Origin of the sequence: Olsenella uli DSM 7084 (genome assembly GCF_000143845.1) — a bacterium.
Classification (GTDB): domain Bacteria; phylum Actinomycetota; class Coriobacteriia; order Coriobacteriales; family Atopobiaceae; genus Olsenella; species Olsenella uli.
In genome coordinates, this window is the sequence record NC_014363.1 from 918893 (window position 1) to 934811 (window position 15919).

At 65.4% G+C, this 15919-nt stretch carries 15 protein-coding genes; 12 read left to right on the forward strand and 3 right to left on the reverse strand.

Annotated elements, in window-relative coordinates; all coding sequences use genetic code 11:
• Window positions 1-59 precede the first annotated feature (59 nt).
• On the forward strand, window positions 60-1124 hold the full coding sequence (locus tag OLSU_RS04035) for a Gfo/Idh/MocA family protein (RefSeq protein WP_013251674.1): 1065 nt from the start codon (window positions 60-62) through the stop codon (window positions 1122-1124).
• On the opposite strand, the gene OLSU_RS04040 is transcribed toward OLSU_RS04035, so the two are convergent.
• Window positions 1066-2046 carry a diacylglycerol/lipid kinase family protein gene (locus OLSU_RS04040; protein WP_013251675.1) on the reverse strand — a complete coding sequence of 327 codons (981 nt, stop codon included), beginning with the start codon at window positions 2044-2046 and terminating at the stop codon, window positions 1066-1068. The two genes, OLSU_RS04035 and OLSU_RS04040, sit on opposite strands and share 59 nt — an antisense overlap.
• A gap of 110 nt (window positions 2047-2156) precedes the next feature.
• On the opposite strand from OLSU_RS04040, the gene rnd reads away from it, so the two are divergent.
• The 9 genes from rnd (at window position 2157) to OLSU_RS04090 (ending at window position 10885) form a co-directional block, all read left to right on the forward strand.
• Window positions 2157-3287 (forward strand): ribonuclease D, encoded by a 1131-nt coding sequence (rnd, locus tag OLSU_RS04045; RefSeq protein WP_013251676.1) that lies wholly within the window; start codon window positions 2157-2159, stop codon window positions 3285-3287.
• Window positions 3288-3430: 143 nt separating this feature from the next.
• Window positions 3431-4138, forward strand: a complete 708-nt coding sequence (locus OLSU_RS04050) for a zinc metallopeptidase (protein WP_013251677.1) — start codon at window positions 3431-3433, stop codon at window positions 4136-4138.
• Between the two features lie 7 nt (window positions 4139-4145).
• Window positions 4146-5561, forward strand: coding sequence for an exodeoxyribonuclease VII large subunit (gene xseA, locus OLSU_RS04055; RefSeq protein ID WP_013251678.1), 1416 nt, complete (start codon window positions 4146-4148; stop codon window positions 5559-5561).
• Window positions 5562-5580: 19 nt separating this feature from the next.
• Entirely contained in the window at window positions 5581-5853 is a 273-nt protein-coding gene (gene xseB / locus OLSU_RS04060; protein WP_013251679.1) for an exodeoxyribonuclease VII small subunit, read from the forward strand.
• Window positions 5854-5863: 10 nt separating this feature from the next.
• On the forward strand, window positions 5864-6220 hold the full coding sequence (locus tag OLSU_RS04065) for a histidine triad nucleotide-binding protein (protein WP_013251680.1): 357 nt from the start codon (window positions 5864-5866) through the stop codon (window positions 6218-6220).
• 92 nt (window positions 6221-6312) lie between these two features.
• Window positions 6313-7494 carry an acetate/propionate family kinase gene (locus tag OLSU_RS04070; RefSeq protein ID WP_013251681.1) on the forward strand — a complete coding sequence of 394 codons (1182 nt, stop codon included), beginning with the start codon at window positions 6313-6315 and terminating at the stop codon, window positions 7492-7494.
• 160 nt (window positions 7495-7654) lie between these two features.
• Window positions 7655-8488: an SDR family oxidoreductase gene (locus tag OLSU_RS04075; RefSeq protein WP_013251682.1), complete on the forward strand. Its 834-nt coding sequence runs from the start codon at window positions 7655-7657 to the stop codon at window positions 8486-8488.
• Between the two features lie 751 nt (window positions 8489-9239).
• Window positions 9240-10082, forward strand: a complete 843-nt coding sequence (locus tag OLSU_RS04085; protein ID WP_013251684.1) for an endo alpha-1,4 polygalactosaminidase — start codon at window positions 9240-9242, stop codon at window positions 10080-10082.
• 266 nt (window positions 10083-10348) lie between these two features.
• Window positions 10349-10885, forward strand: a complete 537-nt coding sequence (locus OLSU_RS04090; RefSeq protein ID WP_013251685.1) for a hypothetical protein — start codon at window positions 10349-10351, stop codon at window positions 10883-10885.
• Between the two features lie 261 nt (window positions 10886-11146).
• On the opposite strand, the gene OLSU_RS04095 is transcribed toward OLSU_RS04090, so the two are convergent.
• Window positions 11147-11740, reverse strand: a complete 594-nt coding sequence (locus OLSU_RS04095; protein WP_013251686.1) for a GNAT family N-acetyltransferase — start codon at window positions 11738-11740, stop codon at window positions 11147-11149.
• Window positions 11741-11776: 36 nt separating this feature from the next.
• Window positions 11777-12673: an aldose 1-epimerase family protein gene (locus OLSU_RS04100; protein WP_013251687.1), complete on the reverse strand. Its 897-nt coding sequence runs from the start codon at window positions 12671-12673 to the stop codon at window positions 11777-11779.
• A 127-nt stretch (window positions 12674-12800) separates the two neighbouring features.
• On the opposite strand from OLSU_RS04100, the gene OLSU_RS09100 reads away from it, so the two are divergent.
• Window positions 12801-14252, forward strand: a complete 1452-nt coding sequence (locus OLSU_RS09100; RefSeq protein WP_049765157.1) for an ATP-binding cassette domain-containing protein — start codon at window positions 12801-12803, stop codon at window positions 14250-14252.
• A gap of 64 nt (window positions 14253-14316) precedes the next feature.
• Complete coding sequence (gene pckA / locus OLSU_RS04110; RefSeq protein ID WP_013251689.1) at window positions 14317-15909, forward strand: phosphoenolpyruvate carboxykinase (ATP); 1593 nt, start codon at window positions 14317-14319, stop codon at window positions 15907-15909.
• Window positions 15910-15919: the final 10 nt, after the last annotated feature.

A 15919-nucleotide genomic window follows, 5' to 3' on the forward strand; every position in this document is an offset into this window, starting at 1 on the left:
CCTGTCATCCCCACATGCGTGCATGGGGGATGGGGCGGATGCGACCAAAGGGGGACCGTATGCCAGCCGTGAGGTTTGCGACCATTGGCAGGGGCGCCATCGTAGAGCGTTTCCTGGACGCCCTGGCCCAGAGCGGAGCTGCCGAGTTCGTCGCAGCCTACTCGCGTGACGGGGCCTCGGCATGCGAGTTCGCGCGTGCGCACGGTGCATCCCTCTGGTTCGGTGACCTGGATGCCCTCGCCGCCAGTCCGGAGGTCGATGCCGTGTACGTGGCCAGTCCCAACGCCCTGCACGTCCCCCAGGCCCTGCGGCTTGTTCGGTCGGGCAAGCATGTGCTGGTCGAGAAGGCCCTGGGTTCCAACGAGCGCGAGGCCCGCCTGCTTCTCACGTGTGCCAGGGAGAGGGACGTCGTTGCGCTCGAGGCCATGCGCAACATCCACGGCCCTGGGTTTGCGGCGGTCGAGGGCATGCTCGCCGACGTGGGAGAGCCCCGCCTCGCGCGACTGTGCTTCTCCAAGGTGACGTCGCGCATCTCTCGCCTGAGGGCGCGCGAGCGCGTCAACGTCTTCGATCCCCACCTCTCCGAGGGCTCCCTCATGGACATCGGCGTCTACTGCGTCGAGCCGGCCGTCGCGCTCTTCGGTGCGCCGCGCACGGTCAGCGCCGTGGGTGTCACGGCTGCGGTGGGCGGCGTCGCGCCGACGGACCGCTTCGCCACGATCGATCTGGCGGGGCAGGTGACGTTGGGTTACGAGGGAAAGGTCGTGGGCCTCTCCTTTGGCAAGGTCTCGAACGGCCTCTTGGACTGCGAGGTCCAGGGCGAGCGGGGCACGCTCGCCTTTGGCGAGACCTGCCGCATCGATCACCTCTCGTTTACGCCGCACGTGGACAGGGGCATGGTCTTCACGGAGACCGCAGGGACCATGGCAGCCCCGCGGTCCCTCGACATCGCCGAGAACGACATGGTCTACGAGCTGGAGGTCTTTGTCGCCGCCGTGCGCGGCGATGCGTCCGCGCTGGCGAGGGTGGCCTGGGCCCAGGAGGTGACGCTCTCGTCGCTTGCCGTCATGGACGAGGCGCGACGCCAGATGGGCGTGAGGTTTCCGGCGGACGACGAGGCGTAGCCCCGTTGGGGACATACCTGCTCACGCCATCGACGATCAAGCGGTTGCAGCCACCGATGACGTGGGCGTCGTAGGCGTCGATGGTGCCTGGCATGGCCTCGCCGTCCACCTGGAGCGGGATGGGCCGCGAGGACCTCACCTGGACGGAGGCCCCCGTGAACTGCTCGATGCAGGGCCTCCCTATGACCCTCCCGCTGCGGTCGACGAGGCTCGCGAACACTGGACGCAGCAGGTGCACGGCATCGGAGGTCTCGAGCACGATGACGTCGAGGAGCCCGTCGGTCATGCTGCAGTTGGGGACGACCTCGATCTCGCCCTGGATCATCGCGTTGTTGGCGACGATGCAGGCTATGCCGTCACGCTCGTGGGTGACCCCATCGACGGTGATGGAGAAGCGCGCCACCTCGGGCCGGGGGTTGGCGAGCGCTGCGGCAAAGTAGGCGGCCTCGCCCATGAGCTTCTTGTTGGGGACCGCCGCCGCCATGATCTGCGCGTCGAAGCCCGAGCCAGCCATGAGCCCGAAGCCACGCGTGCGCGCACGTCCGTCGCCGTCCACCCAGCCGATCTCGCCCAGGTCGGTCCGGATGGTCCTTCCCTGCCGACAGGCATGCGCGATCGCCGAGGGCTCCGAGGCACAGCCCAGGTTCTTGAAGAGGAGGTTGGCGGTCCCGGAGGGGAAGACGCAGGTGGGGACGTCGCGACCGCGAAGCTCGAAGAGCAGGCTCGTGATCGTCCCGTCACCACCGGACGCCACCACCAGGTCGAAGGACTCGGCATCGGAGAGGATCTCCCTCGCGCCTGCGCCATCAGGCAGGACGCGCAACACGCATTCGTCACCCTGCGAGACGAGTGCGCGCTCGAACTCGAAGACCGCGTCAGAGCCAAAGCCCGACTTCGCGTTATGGACGATGAGGCTGCGCACGTTACCTCCAGATGGCTTCTGTATCATGTCCTGTTGGCGCGCCACCCTGGTGGCGCCGCCCCTGACTTGTGATGTTAGCCATTTTCATTCCCGGGACGAATCGAGAGCCTGTGTACATTTCTGACCACGAGGGACTGACCACGTTCTGCAAGCGTGTCGCGACCTCCAGAGTTCTGGCCATCGACACCGAGTTCCTCCGAGAGAGGACCTACTTTCCGCGGCTGTGCCTCATCCAGGCCGCAACCCCTGATGAGTCCGCGGCAATCGACCCCATCCTCATCGATGACCTCTCTCCTCTCGCGAGGCTCCTTACGGACGAATCGATCACCAAGGTGTTCCATGCCTGCTCACAGGACCTCGAGGTCATCTACGACGCCCTGCACTGCGTGCCCGGGCCCATCTTCGACACGCAGCTGGCCGCAGCCTTCCTGGGCCATCGCCAGCAGATAGGCTACGGAGCGCTCGTCGACGCCTGCTGTGGCGTCCGCCTCCCCAAGGCGGAGTCCCTCACCGACTGGTCCCGCCGTCCGCTCGACGCCGAGCAGCTCGCCTACGCCGAGGATGACGTTCGCTACCTCCCGGGCATCTACGACCAGATGATGGCGGAACTCATCATGAGGGACCGTCTCCCCTGGCTTGCGCCCGAGATGGCCGAGCTCGTCTCGCCCGCACATTTCATGCGCGTCCCCGAGGAGGCATACCTGCACCTCAGGCGCTCGGGCTCCCTGACGCGCCGCCAGCTCGCGATAGCGCGCGAGGTCTGCGCCTGGCGCGAGAGCGCCGCCGCGCGCCGTGACGTCCCGCGCAAGTGGGTCGTCTCGGACGAGCTGATCGTCGAGGCCTGCAAGCGCGCTCCACGCACGCTTGACCGCCTGCGACGCATCCGTGGCGCCGAGTCCCTGGGCGAGCGCGACGCCAAGGCCCTCATCGAGGCTGTCGGGCGTGGTGCCTCCTGCCCTGCGGAGAAGTGCCCGTCGGCCAGGCGCAAGGACCGTCCCTCTCCCGACACGGAGAGCGTCATCGACCTGATGTACGCGATGCTGCGCCTGGTCGCCGAGAGGAGCGGCGTCGCGACACAGCTCATAGCGACCCGCGATGACCTGCTCGAGTTCGTCTCGCACCGCGAGGAGAGCCGCCTTGCCCACTCGTGGCGCTACGAGCTCGCCGGCAGGCAGCTTACCGATCTGCTCGAAGGCAAGGTGGGACTGACCGTCAAGGACGGTCGGGTCGAGACGCTCTGACGCCCACTGATTGGGCAGGGGGCTCTTCTGGCGCGAATTGCCATCCGTCGCGTCGTGTAGAGTGCCTCCTGATGGCGTGGGCCGCACGCAGGTGGGGTACAAGGAGGACAGCTGCGTCCCTCTCGACTGATTGGAGCCACCACATGCCCTATGGGATCGGATATGGTTATGGGCTTGGGTACGACATGACCTACATCGCGATCGTCGTCGTATCGATGGTCCTCGGCCTCTTGACCCAGTGGTACATCAACTCGTCCTACAAGAGGTGGTCCAGGGTCCCCACCTCATTCGGTACGACGGGCGCCGAGGTCGCCCGTCGCATGCTCGACGAGAATGGCGCCTCGGCCGTTGGGATCGGCCACGTCGCGGGACACCTCAGTGACTACTTTGACCCCCGTGACAACAACCTGCATCTCTCCGAGGAGAACTACGAGGGAGGCTCCGTCGCCTCTGTCGCAGTTGCCTGCCATGAGGCGGGCCATGCCGTCCAGACGGCGCGCGGCTTCGCGTTCGGTCGCTTTCGCACCGCCATGGTTCCGCTGGTGAACGTCACGCAACAGGCGTGGGCGGTCCTCCTGTTTCTGGGCCTCGTCTTGAACTTCACGGGCCTGGTTCAGCTCGGCGTGTTCCTCTTCGCCTTCACGGTGCTGTTCCAGCTGGTCACCCTTCCCGTCGAGATAGATGCCTCCCGTCGTGCGGTCGCCTACCTTTCGGCGTCGGGTTCCGGCATTGACGAGCGTGGCGCACGCCAGGTTCTCACGGCCGCTGCCCTCACGTACGTGTCTGCGGCGCTCGTGTCCATCCTCCAGCTCGTCTACCTGATGGGTCGGGCTGACAGGAGAGGTCGTTAGGAGTCTTATGCCTGTCAGTCAGCCCCTTTCCGTCCGAGAGGCGGTCGACATAGCGAAGCGTGGGGTCGACGCTCTGCCCGCCCTCGTCGTGCGCGGCGAGGTCAGCGGGTTTCGGGGTCCCAACGCCCGTTCGGGTCACTGCTACTTCCAGCTGAAGGACGAGGCCTCGAGCATGGATGCCATCGTCTGGCGGGGCATCTACCAGTCTGCAGGCTTCAGGCTCAAGGATGGCCTGCAGGTCCAGATGGATGGCAGGTTCAACGTCTACAACGCCAGCGGCAAGCTCTCGTTCGTCGCCCGTCACGTCGAGCTTGCCGGTGAGGGACTGCTGCGCCAGCAGGTTGCCGAGCTCGCGCGCAGGCTCGAGCGCGAGGGCCTCATGGAGGAGGGCCGCAAGCGCCCCATCCCGCGCTTTTGCTCCCGCGTGGTCGTGGTGACCTCGCTGTCAGGCAGTGTCATCGAGGATGTCAAGCGCACGCTCTCCCGCCGCAACCCCCTGGTGGAGATTTTGGTGGCCGGCTGCTCCGTCCAGGGCAGCTCTGCTCCCCCGACGATCATCCGTGCCCTTGCCATGGCAGCAGACGCCCGTCCCGACGCCATATTGCTCGTCAGGGGCGGTGGGTCTTTCGAGGACCTCATGTGCTTCAACGACGAGGCCCTGGCGCGCGCGGTGGCCGCAAGCCCCGTGCCCGTCGTCACGGGCATCGGTCACGAACCCGACACCTCCATCTGCGACATGGTCGCGGACCGCCGCTGCTCGACGCCCACCGCCGCGGCAGAGTCGGTGGCCCCGGGCATCGACGAGATCGAACGGAGCATCAACGACCGTCAGCTACGGCTCGTGCGTGCCATGTCCTCCCAGCTCGAGGGTGAGACGCAGCGTCTCGGTACGCTCGGCGAGCTTGCCCGCCGCTCGCTCGAGGTTCGCATCTCGCGTGAGCGCTTGCGCATAGAGGCCCTCGCCCAGCGCCGTTGCCTCACGGACCCGTATGCCTCCTACGAAGACCTCTCGGCACAGCTTGAGCTTACCGAGCAGCGCCTGCGTGACGCGCCGCTACGCTCCCTCGTCCATAGGGCGCAGTCCCTCGAGTCCCTCGGACAGAGCTTGCACGTCGCGGGCCCGCAGGCCTGGAGGCGCCTGGGCTTCGAGGTCGAGCGTGATGGGGCCCTCCTGAGGGGGATCGCGGCACGTATGCTGCGTCCCCACGAAGCCGATCTAGCCCGCAGTGCCGCCGCACTCGACGCGCTCTCGCCGCTCAGGGTGCTCGCGCGTGGCTACTCCGTCGTCCGGGACGGGTCTGGCCACGTCATGGGAGATGCCGGCGGGGCCAGCGTGGGAGACACGATCGAGGTGACGATGGCGCGCGGCTCGCTTGAGGCCGAGGTCAAGGACATCCGTTTGGACGAGGACGTGCGGCGCTAGTCGCAGGGAAGAGGAGAAGATGGCAGAGAAGAGCTATCCAAAGATCGAGGACATGAGCTTCAAGGAGGCCTCCATCGAGCTGGAGCAGATCGTGCGTTCGCTTGAGAACGGGGATCTGGAACTCGAGGAGTCCCTCTCACGCTATGCACGGGGCGTCGAGCTCCTGAAGAGCCTGCGCGAGCGCCTGGCCCGTGCGGAGCAGAAGGTCCAGGTACTTCTTGACGCGACAGACGAGGACGCCCCGGTGAGCGACACCACGGCCGCGCCGTCGACGGCCTTCATCGACGAGTAGGGGAGAGGGCATGGCAACCAAGGACGACTGCATCTTCTGCAAGATAGCGAACCACCAGATCGAGTCGGACTACGTGTACGAGGACGAGCTCGTCTGCGCCTTCCGCGACATGGACCCGCAGGCACCCGTACACGTGCTTATCGTCCCCAAGCAGCATTACGATGACATCATCGACGACGTGCCCGCCGACACCCTGGTGGCGATGAAGCGCGCCATCGCCGAGGTCGCTCGTCGTGAAGGGGTAGACGCGTCGGGGTTCAGGATCATAGCCAACACCGGCGCCGACGGGGGCCAGACGGTCCGGCACCTGCATATGCACCTGCTCGGTGGCCGCTCGCTGGGCGCTGCGATCCTACCCGAGTCCTAGGGCCCATCCTCGGACCCGTCCCGTCCGACAGGCGCTATCATGGTTCGCGCTTGTGCGTCCAATCGGGGTGCGTCCCCGGCGAGAGGAGACTTATGATCGTTCTGGTTATCAACGCTGGCAGCTCTTCGCTCAAGTACCAACTTCTGGACACCGCGACGGGCCAGGTGCATGCAAAGGGCAACTGCGAGCGCATCGGCATCGACGGCTCCTTCGTCGGCCACGAGGAGAATGGCTCTGGCAAGCGGAGGCTCGAGGTCGCCCTCCCGGATCACAAGACCGCCATCAAGTACGTCTTCGACATCCTCTCCGAGGCTGGCTTCGACACCGACAAGATCGAGGGCATCGGCCACCGCGTGGTCCAGGGCGGCTGGTACTTCCCCGAGTCCAAGGTCGTCACCGAAAAGACCCTGGGATGGGTCCGCGAGGTCGCGCCGCTCGCTCCGCTGCACAACTATGCCGAGGCGGACGTCATCGAGATCTGCCGCGAGATGTTCCCCTCCATCGGCAACGTCATCGTGGCCGACACCTCCTTCCACTACAACATCCCCGAGAAGGCCTGGCGCTACGCCCTGCCGCGCGACGTGGTCGACAGGCTCCACATCCGCAAGTATGGCGCCCATGGCACCTCGCACCGCTACATCTGGAAGAAGACGGCCGAGTTCCTGGACGGTGACGTGCACAAGCTCGTCTCCTGCCACCTGGGTTCGGGCGCGTCGCTGTCGGCCATCGAGGACGGGCGCGACAAGGAGACCACGATGGGCCTCACCCCGCTCGACGGCCTGATCATGGGCACCCGCTGCGGCACCATCGACCCCGCCACGGTCGCCTACCTCATGCGCGAGGGGGGCTACTCCATCGACGAGGTCGACACCATGATGAACAAGCAGTCCGGCCTGCTCGCCCTCTCGGGCCTCTCCTCGGACTCCCGCGACATCGAGGAGGCCGCCGAGGGCGGTGACGCCAACTGCCAGCTCGCCCTCGAGATGTTCTACTACCGCACCTCCCAGCTCATCGCCGAGATGGCCCAGTCCATGCATGGCTTCGACACCATGGTGTTCACTGCCGGCATCGGCGAGAACTCCTCCACCATGCGCCTGGGCGTCGCCAAGGAGCTGGAGTGGCTGGGCGTCAGGATCGACGAGGAGGCGAACAAGGTCCGCTCTGGCGAGCCGCGCGTGATCTCCACCGAGGACTCTGCGGTCAAGGTCCTCGTCGTCCCGACCAACGAGGAGCTTATGATCGCCCTCGACGTCGAGGAGCTGCTCTCAAAGTAGGCACTCCGCGTAGACACCCCGAATAGGCGTCCCGCGACCCTTGCATCTCGTAGGGCCACGCCTTCGACATCGACCAGGACCGGTGTCATGGCACCGGCCAAGAGCTGCGCTATGGCATCTGGCGGCGGCAACTGACCAACTTCGAGAGAGGAGCGGATTCATGACCATCGGCATCACCGGCGTGACGGGCAAGCTCGGCTCCTACACTGCCCGTGTCATCGCGGATGCAGACATCCCGTCCATCCACCTTGCGCGGACACCGGCGAGGGCGGAGCCCTACGAGCGAGCAGAGATCCGTCAGGCCAGCTATGAGAACACACCAGCAACGGTGGCGGCCCTGACGGGCGTCGACGTGCTGCTCATGGTCTCTGCACGCGAGAACCCTCGACGTGCGGAGGAGCACGGGGCCTTCGTGGACGCGGCCAAGGCGGCCGGTGTGCGTCACATCGTGTACACGTCGTTCTATGGGGCGAGCGAGCAGGCCACCTTCACCCTCTCGCATGACCACGCGAGGACAGAGCGCCACATCAGGGAGGCAGGCCTCGCCTACACCTTCCTGCGGGACAACTTCTACCTGGACTTCTTCGTGGACATGTGTGTGAACGACGGAGAGATCCGCGGGCCCGCAGGCGCGGGGAGGGTGTCGGCCGTCGCGCGGCGGGACAGCGCCGCCGTGGCGGCAGCCATCCTGATGGACCCGCAGGTCTGGGAGGATCGTGTGCTGAACCTCACGGGCCCGGAGGACCTCACCATGGGGGAGATCGCCCGTGCGGTCAGCCAGTCCACCGGCACAGAGGCATCCTTCCATGACGAGACGATCGAGGAGGCCTATGCCTCGCGCCTGCGGTGGCCTGCGGAGCAGTGGCAGTACGACGCTTGGGTGAGCACGTACACCGCCATCAGGGCAGGCGAGCAGGAGGGCGTCTCCACCGATGTCGAGCGCGTCCTCGGACGCCCTGCCACGTCTTTGCGCGACCTGCTGGAGGAGTGCTAGGTGCCTCGTGTCAAGGCCTTCTCGCGCTGACCTTCTCGCACAAGGCAGGAGACGGTCCCCACATCGAGAACTTCCTGCCCCGCTGGGGTGATGTCGTAGAGCTCGCGCCTCTCTTCCTACACGACGAAGCGAACGAGCCCGTTCTTCTCCATCTTGGAGAGGTTTCCGTATATCGTGCCTGCCGGCGCCTGCGCCTCTTTGTCCGCCAGTGTTGCACGGTGCAGGTGCGTATCCAGGCGGCACAGGCGTATGCCCTTTCGCGAAATCTCGGGCTTCGACTGCCAGAAGTGTGTACCCGAGGCACCAGAAGTGAGTGACGGGCACTCACTTCCAATGACTATGCTAGCGCCTGTGCCTGCGGAAATGACGAGGGACATGCTTTTCTCGGGATCTGCGCGCCCCCTGGGAGGCCGAAAAAGCACTCACTTCTGACGGCTAGGTACTCACTTCTGATTGGGCGCGCTTCTGATCGGATGCCTGCCGAATTCGGCTATGGTATGCGTGAAGCAGCTGTGAGACTCGTAGTTGGATGCCCTTCCACGTGAGGGGGGCGCCGCTTTCGTCGGATGCACATGTCGAGAGATGCCCCCTTCGAACGGCGACGCTGCGAGTTGCGCTGCGTGTAGTGCCCGTCTGGCTGTGGTGTCCTTCCGACCTTACGGTCCTATGGTCTATGATCTCCCTGACAAGCGGGGAGTCGAGGACGTGGCAGGGCATTGGGGCCAGGCGCATGGAATGAGGTCGGTGAGGCATGCGACGAGTGACGAGGCCTGTGAGGGGGCTCGTCGTCCCCCTCATGGGGTCCTTCCTTCTCGTGCTCTGCGTCGCCCTCTTGGTCTCAGGGTGTGCCCAGGAGCCTTCTCGGGAATACGGGGTGTTTCTGGGTATCAGCGGAAACGAGATTGAGCGGCTCGACGGATACGACATCGTCGTGATCGAGCCTTCCGAGTTCAATGCGGAGCAGATCGAAGCGCTGCATGCCGACGGCACGACGGTCTACGGATATCTCAACGTGGGGGCGATCGAGGGGTGGCGACCGTACTACGACCGCTTCCGGGACATGACCCTGGGCGTCTACGAGGACTGGCCGGACGAGCGCTGGGTGGATGTGACGTCGGCGGCGTGGCGGGATTTCATCGTCAACGAACTGGGCAAGGAATATGCCGCCATGGGCCTGGACGGCTTCTTCTTGGATAACGCTGACGTCTACCATCACTATCGCACGGACGAGACGTTCGAAGGACTGAGCCTCATGTTGAGGGGGCTTAAGGGCTACGGCCTCCCTCTCGTCGTGAACGGCGGTGACGACTTCGTCTCGAGATGCATCGACGACGGCAGCGCACAGGGCCTCTTTGACGGAATCAACCAGGAGACGGTCTTCACCAGCATCGACTTCGAGCGCGGGACCTACGGGGAGCGGACGGAGGGGGAGTGCGCCTTCTGGCAGGACTACCTCGCCAAGGCCAAGCAAAGCGGCCTCTCCGTTTACTTGCTGGAATACGGGGCAGACCAGGGGCTTGCGATGCGCATAGACGCGTACTGCCGGGAGAACGGCTTTCTCTGGTATGACGCGGAAGGCCTAGAGCTACGGTAGCCTCGGCGTGTAGGCGCCCTCACACATCTAAGTCGCTCCTGCAGGACGCGACAGCACCCGCACCCAGTAGGCGTCATCGACGGCGGAGCTTGCGGTCTTGTCGCGGAGGCGCCCTACTGTATTCGCTAACGCAGAAGTCGACAACTTGGGGCTGCGGTGGGAATCCTAGATCGTTTTGATTTCTATGTTAGACCGGCATTGACCTCGGCACCGTCCTCCCAGTAGTCCCCGAGGGGCTACGGCATCTCGACGAGGGTGCGCCTCGTATGGACGTGCCTGCCTCCCGCAAGCTGCCCGGAGAGGGCATCCCTTCTGTCGTACTCGGGATGACGTGCCCCCTGCTCCAGCTGGGCGAGCTGTGCAGCGCGGTGGTGGTGAGCTGCGTCGTCACGGCGGCGGTCGCGCTCGTCGGACGGGTGACGTGGGGCCTGCGTCTCTTTGTCTCGCCGGGCTCCGTCGCGGCCATCGTGGTCTGCTCCTTGGGGATGTACGGCATGGGCCTGGTCTTGGATGGCGTCGCCGTCAGGTACAAGCGGACGGGGTCGCTGCTGCTCCTGTTTCAGCTCGGCCTGCTGCTTGTGACCGATACGCTCCCCTCGGACCCGGGCGTCCTGGCCTTCACGCGAGCGATCCCCCTGACCGCGTGCAACGACTTCATCCGCCTGTCCATGACGGGAGGGGACCCTGGTGGGGCGCTGGTTGCCCTGGTCGTCACGTCGCTTGCCTGGCTGGTCGTCGGCAACGTCACATTCCATCTCCTTCTCGCAAAGGCAAGGAGAGATGGGAACCTCCTCTTTTACTGAATGGGAAAGCGAATGGGACTTGTCTTACCTCATGAGGTGCACCCCTGACTCCGGGAGGCACTCGGAGGCCGAAGCCGGCTGATGACCATTTCCTCCTATCCACCTTCCATCCTCCCCATCCATCAGAAGTGAGCACCAGTGCCATCAGAAGTGAGTACCAATGCTCACTTCTGATGGATGGGACAAGCCTGTTACCTGCGACTATGTCAGGAGGTATTTGTCTGTCGGATGCCAGATGCCTTCGGGAGGCCAAAAAAGTACTCACTTCTCAAAAAAGTGCTCACTTCTGGTAACCGAAACCGGGATCGGCAACCCGAGACCGGGGTCGTCCTCTCGGGCTCCAGAACCGCGATCCTCCCCGCCACGGTCGCCTGTGGTCCAGTGGTAGGCGAGACGAGCGCCACCATCAGGCAGATGTACGGTGCCGCAGCGCACAAAGCCTAGCCCCTCCAGCAGGCCCTGCATGGGCAGGTTGTCCTCATGGGTGTCAGCGCGCACGTCGCAGCCCCAAGAACAGGCCCAGGACATGCAAGCACCTCCAACGCCCGTGCCCTGGACTCGCGCGGCAATGCGGTGCACGACCTTGTAGGGCTTGTCGTTGAGCCAGCTGCCTCCCCCGATGGAACCATAGCTAGGATCAGGTCCGTCCAGCAGCGTGAGGCAGCCTAGGACCCCGCTCCCTCCCTCGCACACGTAGCAGTACCCGACGGCGATGTCCCGCTCTGCCGTCGAGCGCGAGGGGTAGCCGTCCGACCACTGCGTCGCGTTGCCGTGGGCTTGCATGAAGCCGCGCGCCCGTTCGTAGCAGTCCGCTATGTCATCGAGGTCGTGTGGTGTCGCGAGGCGTATGTGCAACTCGATGCCCTTCCGCGTTCGGCCGGAGCGCTTGCCTTACAGGGGTCGCATCACGAACGCATGAGCCTGCGTCTGCCCCGGGGCAAGCAGGCTCATGCCGCGTTTGCGCTCGAAGACGTCGTCCTCGTCGAGTGCGGTCGCGCAGCCGGTCCAGGGTTCGAGCGCCACGAACGGCGCGCCCCCGGCAGCCGACCACACGCCCAGGTAGTCGAAGCCCTCGAAGTCCACGCGCATGCCATGGCCCCTGGGTCCGACGAGGCGGACGGTCCGGTCCGGGACGTCCTCGAACACTAGCGTGTCAATGGAGAAGAGCTGGTGGGAGAGGGGCAACGTATCCGATGCGTCGAGCAGGTCTATGCGATTGTCGAAGTCGAGCAGACCGCTTCGCGTGTCTATGCTGGGCGTGGCGTAGGTCCACGGGCGTGAGAACTCCAGGCGGTACTGGGAGAAGTCCTCGTTGGCGGCGCTAGCTTCTGGTCCGGGTGCCGGTACGTTGAACGCGGGATGCCCGCCCACGACGTAGGGGAGCGTCTCGTCGCCGGTGTTGGTGACGAGGAACTCCTGGCGCACGCCGCCCTCGACGACGGAGTAGCTCACGCGCAGATCGAAGTCATAGGGATACTGCCTGCGCGTCTCCTTGCTGGAGGACAGCACGTACGAGAGGGACGCGCCATCCCTCCTCTCGAGAGCGAAGGTATGGTTGCGCGCGAGTCCGTGTCGCCCCAGGCTGATCCTCCCTTGGGCCGACTCTGCCTGCCCGTCCCTGATGTTGCCGACGATGGGGAAGAGGACGGGGGCGCGGCGCGGCCACCAACGCCCGTCACCCTGCCAGAGGAACTCCCCGTCGCCCACCTTGAGGCTCATGAGCTGGGCCCCCAGTGGGCTGACCTCTATCCTGATGCCAGCGTTGCCTGCGACGTCATGTGTATCCATGTCTCTCCTCCCTCGCGTTACCCTATTATGGACGACGTCCGGCATGACGACGCCGGCGTTATGGATGGCGAGGCGCTATAAGTGCTGGGGTGGCGCGCTCTGGACGGCGATGCCGTTATGGATGACGATGCCGCGCGCGGAGCAGGAGCGGGGCGACGGAAGGGTGAGGACGGCCACGATGATGGGGCACCAGCTGCGACAGACGGAGGGCAGGCGGGTACTGCGTTGCCTGCTCGTCGCCCTGCTCTGGGTGCTGGTCTGGCAGCTCGCGAGCGTTGCCGTGGGAAGCGAGCTGCTGCTTGCGGGTCCCCTTGCCACCGCAGTGCGCCTTGCCGAGCTCATCGTGACGCCCGATTTCTGGTCCGTCGCGTTGGGTACGCTCGGGCGCGTCGCCATGGGCTTCTCCCTGGCGCTCGTCTCGGCATCTTTGCTGGCCGCCCTCGTGTGGAGGTTTCGCTCCCTTGAGGATGTCATCGAACTGCCGCTGGGAGTCCTCAAGAGCGCTCCCATCGTCTGTCTCATCGTGCTGTTGCTGATGTGGCTGGGGTCTCGCTCCGTCGTCTTCGTGGCCGTCTACATCGCCGTCCTCCCGTCCCTGTATTTCGCGCTTGTCGAAGGCCTTCGTCAGCTCGACCCAAGGCTCCGCGAGATGCTCTGCGTCCATCGCGTGAGTGCGCCCAGGCGGCTGCTGGCCCAGCTGTGGCCATCCCTCCTCCCGTTCCTCCAGGCTGCCTGCCGTAGCGCCTGTGGCATGGCGTGGAAGTCGGGTGTCGCGGCGGAGCTGGTCGGTCTGCCCGCCGCCTCGGTGGGGGAGCGCGTCTATCAGTCAAAGCTCCTGCTCGAGACCGCCGACCTCTTCTCCTGGACCATCACCGTCATCGTGCTCTCGTGGGCCTGCGAACGCGTCTTCCTGCACGTCCTCGCGATGTCGGGACCCCTCGCACAACGCTTCGCGGTCTGGGGCCTGGGCGGCTCCTCGCCCTCGGGCGAGACCTGCGGGTCCGCCGTCGTCGACGTCTTCGCGCTTGCGGTGACCCTGGGGCAGAGGGACGTGCTCGCAGGCTATGAGCTGCACCTGGGCCCCGGACAGCGCCTGGTCCTGACCGACGGCTCCGGCGCGGGCAAGACCACGCTTCTGGGCGTGCTCTCCGGTCGGATAGTCCCGTCGTCTGGCCAGGCGCGGGTCCGTCCCGGCAGGGTGTCTGCGGTGTTCCAGGAGACCAGGCTCGTGGAGGGTCTGTCGGCCGAGGAGAACGTCCTTCTCGCCTGCGGGCGCTCAGTCACGCGCGAGAGGGCCCGCGCCTCGCTGGAGCGCCTGATCCCGGGCGTGGTGGGCGCAGGTCCCGTTGAGCGGCTCTCGGGTGGGCAGCGGCGTCGCGTCGAGCTCGTGCGGGCCCTCCTGACCCCATCTGACCTCGTCCTTCTGGACGAGCCCTTCGCTGCCCTCGACGAGGCGGCCCATGTGGCCTGCTGCACATTCGTGGTCGATGAGCTTCGCGGTCGGACGCTTGTCGTCGCCTCCCACGACCCGATGGACATCGAACGTCTGGCCGCATGTGGTGGCCGCCTTGCCGAATGAGGGGTCACAAATGGCCCCAAATGTCGTATCGTGCTGACAAATGTCGGCACAAAGGGAGGTCAGCATGATTCCTGAGCAGCTTGCAGCCTGTGGTCTCAGTGGCTGCAGGGGGGCGATCCTCACGGACGCCTCACCTGCCGTCCTCATCGAGAAGGCCCTTGCCAACCACGAGGGCATACTCACCTCGACAGGTGCGCTTGCCGTCGAGACGGGCAAGTATACGGGCCGATCGCCCCATGACCGCTTCATCGTCGATACGCCCGACGTCCACGATGACATAGCCTGGGGCTCGGTCAACATGCCGTTCTCCATCGAGGGCTACGAGAAGGTCAGGAAGGCCATCACTGACTACCTCAAGGCGCACGACCTCTACATCGTCCACGCCATCGCCGGTGCCGACCGTCGTTGGTGCCGCAAGTTCCTGGTTGTGTGCGAGCGTGCCAGCCAGGCCCTCTTCGCGCGCCAGCTCCTGGTGCGCCCCTCCAAGCGCCAGCTCGCGGACTTCGACCCACAGGACTTCAGCGTCCTCGTCGCCCCGGGTCTCAAGCTCGACCCTGCCGAGTTCGGCACAAACTCCGAGGCCGCCGTCCTGATCAACTTCCAGCGCCACGAGATCCTCATCGCCGGCACGCAGTACTCCGGCGAGATCAAGAAGTCGGTCTTCTCGGTCATGAACTACCTGATGCCCGTCGAGGAGAACGTCCTGCCCATGCACTCGTCCGCGAACATGGACCCCGTGACGGGGGAGACGGCGGTCTTCTTCGGCCTCTCCGGGACGGGAAAGACGACCCTTTCCGCCGACCCCCAGCGCATGCTCATCGGCGACGACGAGCATGGGTGGTCCGAGGGCAGCGTGTTCAACTTCGAGGGCGGATGCTACGCAAAGGCCATTCGCATCTCTGCGGTGACGGAACCCGAGATCTTCCACGCCATCCGCTTCGGCGCCATGTGCGAGAACGTGACCGTGGACAACGTCACGCGCAAGCCCGACTACTTCAATGGGACCCTGACCGAGAACACACGCGTTGCGTATCCCATCGACTACATCGACAATGCCCAGGTCATGGGGCAGGGACGCTACCCCAATGTCATCATCTTCCTGACTGCGGACGCCTTCGGCGTGCTCCCTCCCATCGCGCGCCTCGACAAGAACGCAGCCATGTACCATTTCCTCTCCGGCTTCACGAGCAAGGTTGCCGGCACCGAGCGTGGCGTCACCGAGCCCCAGCCCACCTTCTCCACGCTCTTCGGCGAGCCGTTCATGCCGCTCTCGCCCCTGCGCTACGCCCGGATGTTCGGAGAGAAGATGTCGTGCGGGGGTACGCGCGTCTACCTCATCAACACGGGCTGGACGGGTGGCCCCTATGGCATTGGCAGCCGCATGGACCTCGCCTCCACGCGCCTCATGGTCTCTGCGGCCCTTGACGGATCGGTCGAGGAGGCCGAGTTCGCGCACGACCCCATCTTCAACGTTGATGTCCCCCAGCACATAGAGGGCGTCGACAGCCGCGTGCTCAACCCCCGGAACACCTGGTCGGACAAGAATGAGTACGACCGCAGCGCCCGTGCGCTCGCCCAGATGTTTGTCGACAACGCTGCCGAGAAGTATCCCGATATGGCTGCCGAGGTGCGCGCCGCCGGTCCGATGCCAGCCTAGTCGTGCATGT

Excerpts from the sequence above, each read along its gene's own strand:
- OLSU_RS04035 (WP_013251674.1), top strand. The coding sequence starts at position 60 with ATGCCAGCCGTGAGGTTTGCGACCATTGGCAGGGGCGCCATCGTAGAG.
- OLSU_RS04050 (WP_013251677.1), top strand. The coding sequence starts at position 3,431 with ATGCCCTATGGGATCGGATATGGTTATGGGCTTGGGTACGACATGACC.
- xseA (WP_013251678.1), top strand. The coding sequence starts at position 4,146 with ATGCCTGTCAGTCAGCCCCTTTCCGTCCGAGAGGCGGTCGACATAGCG.
- xseB (WP_013251679.1), top strand. The coding sequence starts at position 5,581 with ATGGCAGAGAAGAGCTATCCAAAGATCGAGGACATGAGCTTCAAGGAG.
- OLSU_RS04065 (WP_013251680.1), top strand. The coding sequence starts at position 5,864 with ATGGCAACCAAGGACGACTGCATCTTCTGCAAGATAGCGAACCACCAG.
- OLSU_RS04070 (WP_013251681.1), top strand. The coding sequence starts at position 6,313 with ATGATCGTTCTGGTTATCAACGCTGGCAGCTCTTCGCTCAAGTACCAA.
- OLSU_RS04075 (WP_013251682.1), top strand. The coding sequence starts at position 7,655 with ATGACCATCGGCATCACCGGCGTGACGGGCAAGCTCGGCTCCTACACT.
- OLSU_RS04085 (WP_013251684.1), top strand. The coding sequence starts at position 9,240 with ATGCGACGAGTGACGAGGCCTGTGAGGGGGCTCGTCGTCCCCCTCATG.
- OLSU_RS04090 (WP_013251685.1), top strand. The coding sequence starts at position 10,349 with ATGGACGTGCCTGCCTCCCGCAAGCTGCCCGGAGAGGGCATCCCTTCT.
- OLSU_RS04100 (WP_013251687.1), bottom strand. The coding sequence starts at position 12,673 with ATGGATACACATGACGTCGCAGGCAACGCTGGCATCAGGATAGAGGTC.
- OLSU_RS09100 (WP_049765157.1), top strand. The coding sequence starts at position 12,801 with ATGCCGCGCGCGGAGCAGGAGCGGGGCGACGGAAGGGTGAGGACGGCC.
- pckA (WP_013251689.1), top strand. The coding sequence starts at position 14,317 with ATGATTCCTGAGCAGCTTGCAGCCTGTGGTCTCAGTGGCTGCAGGGGG.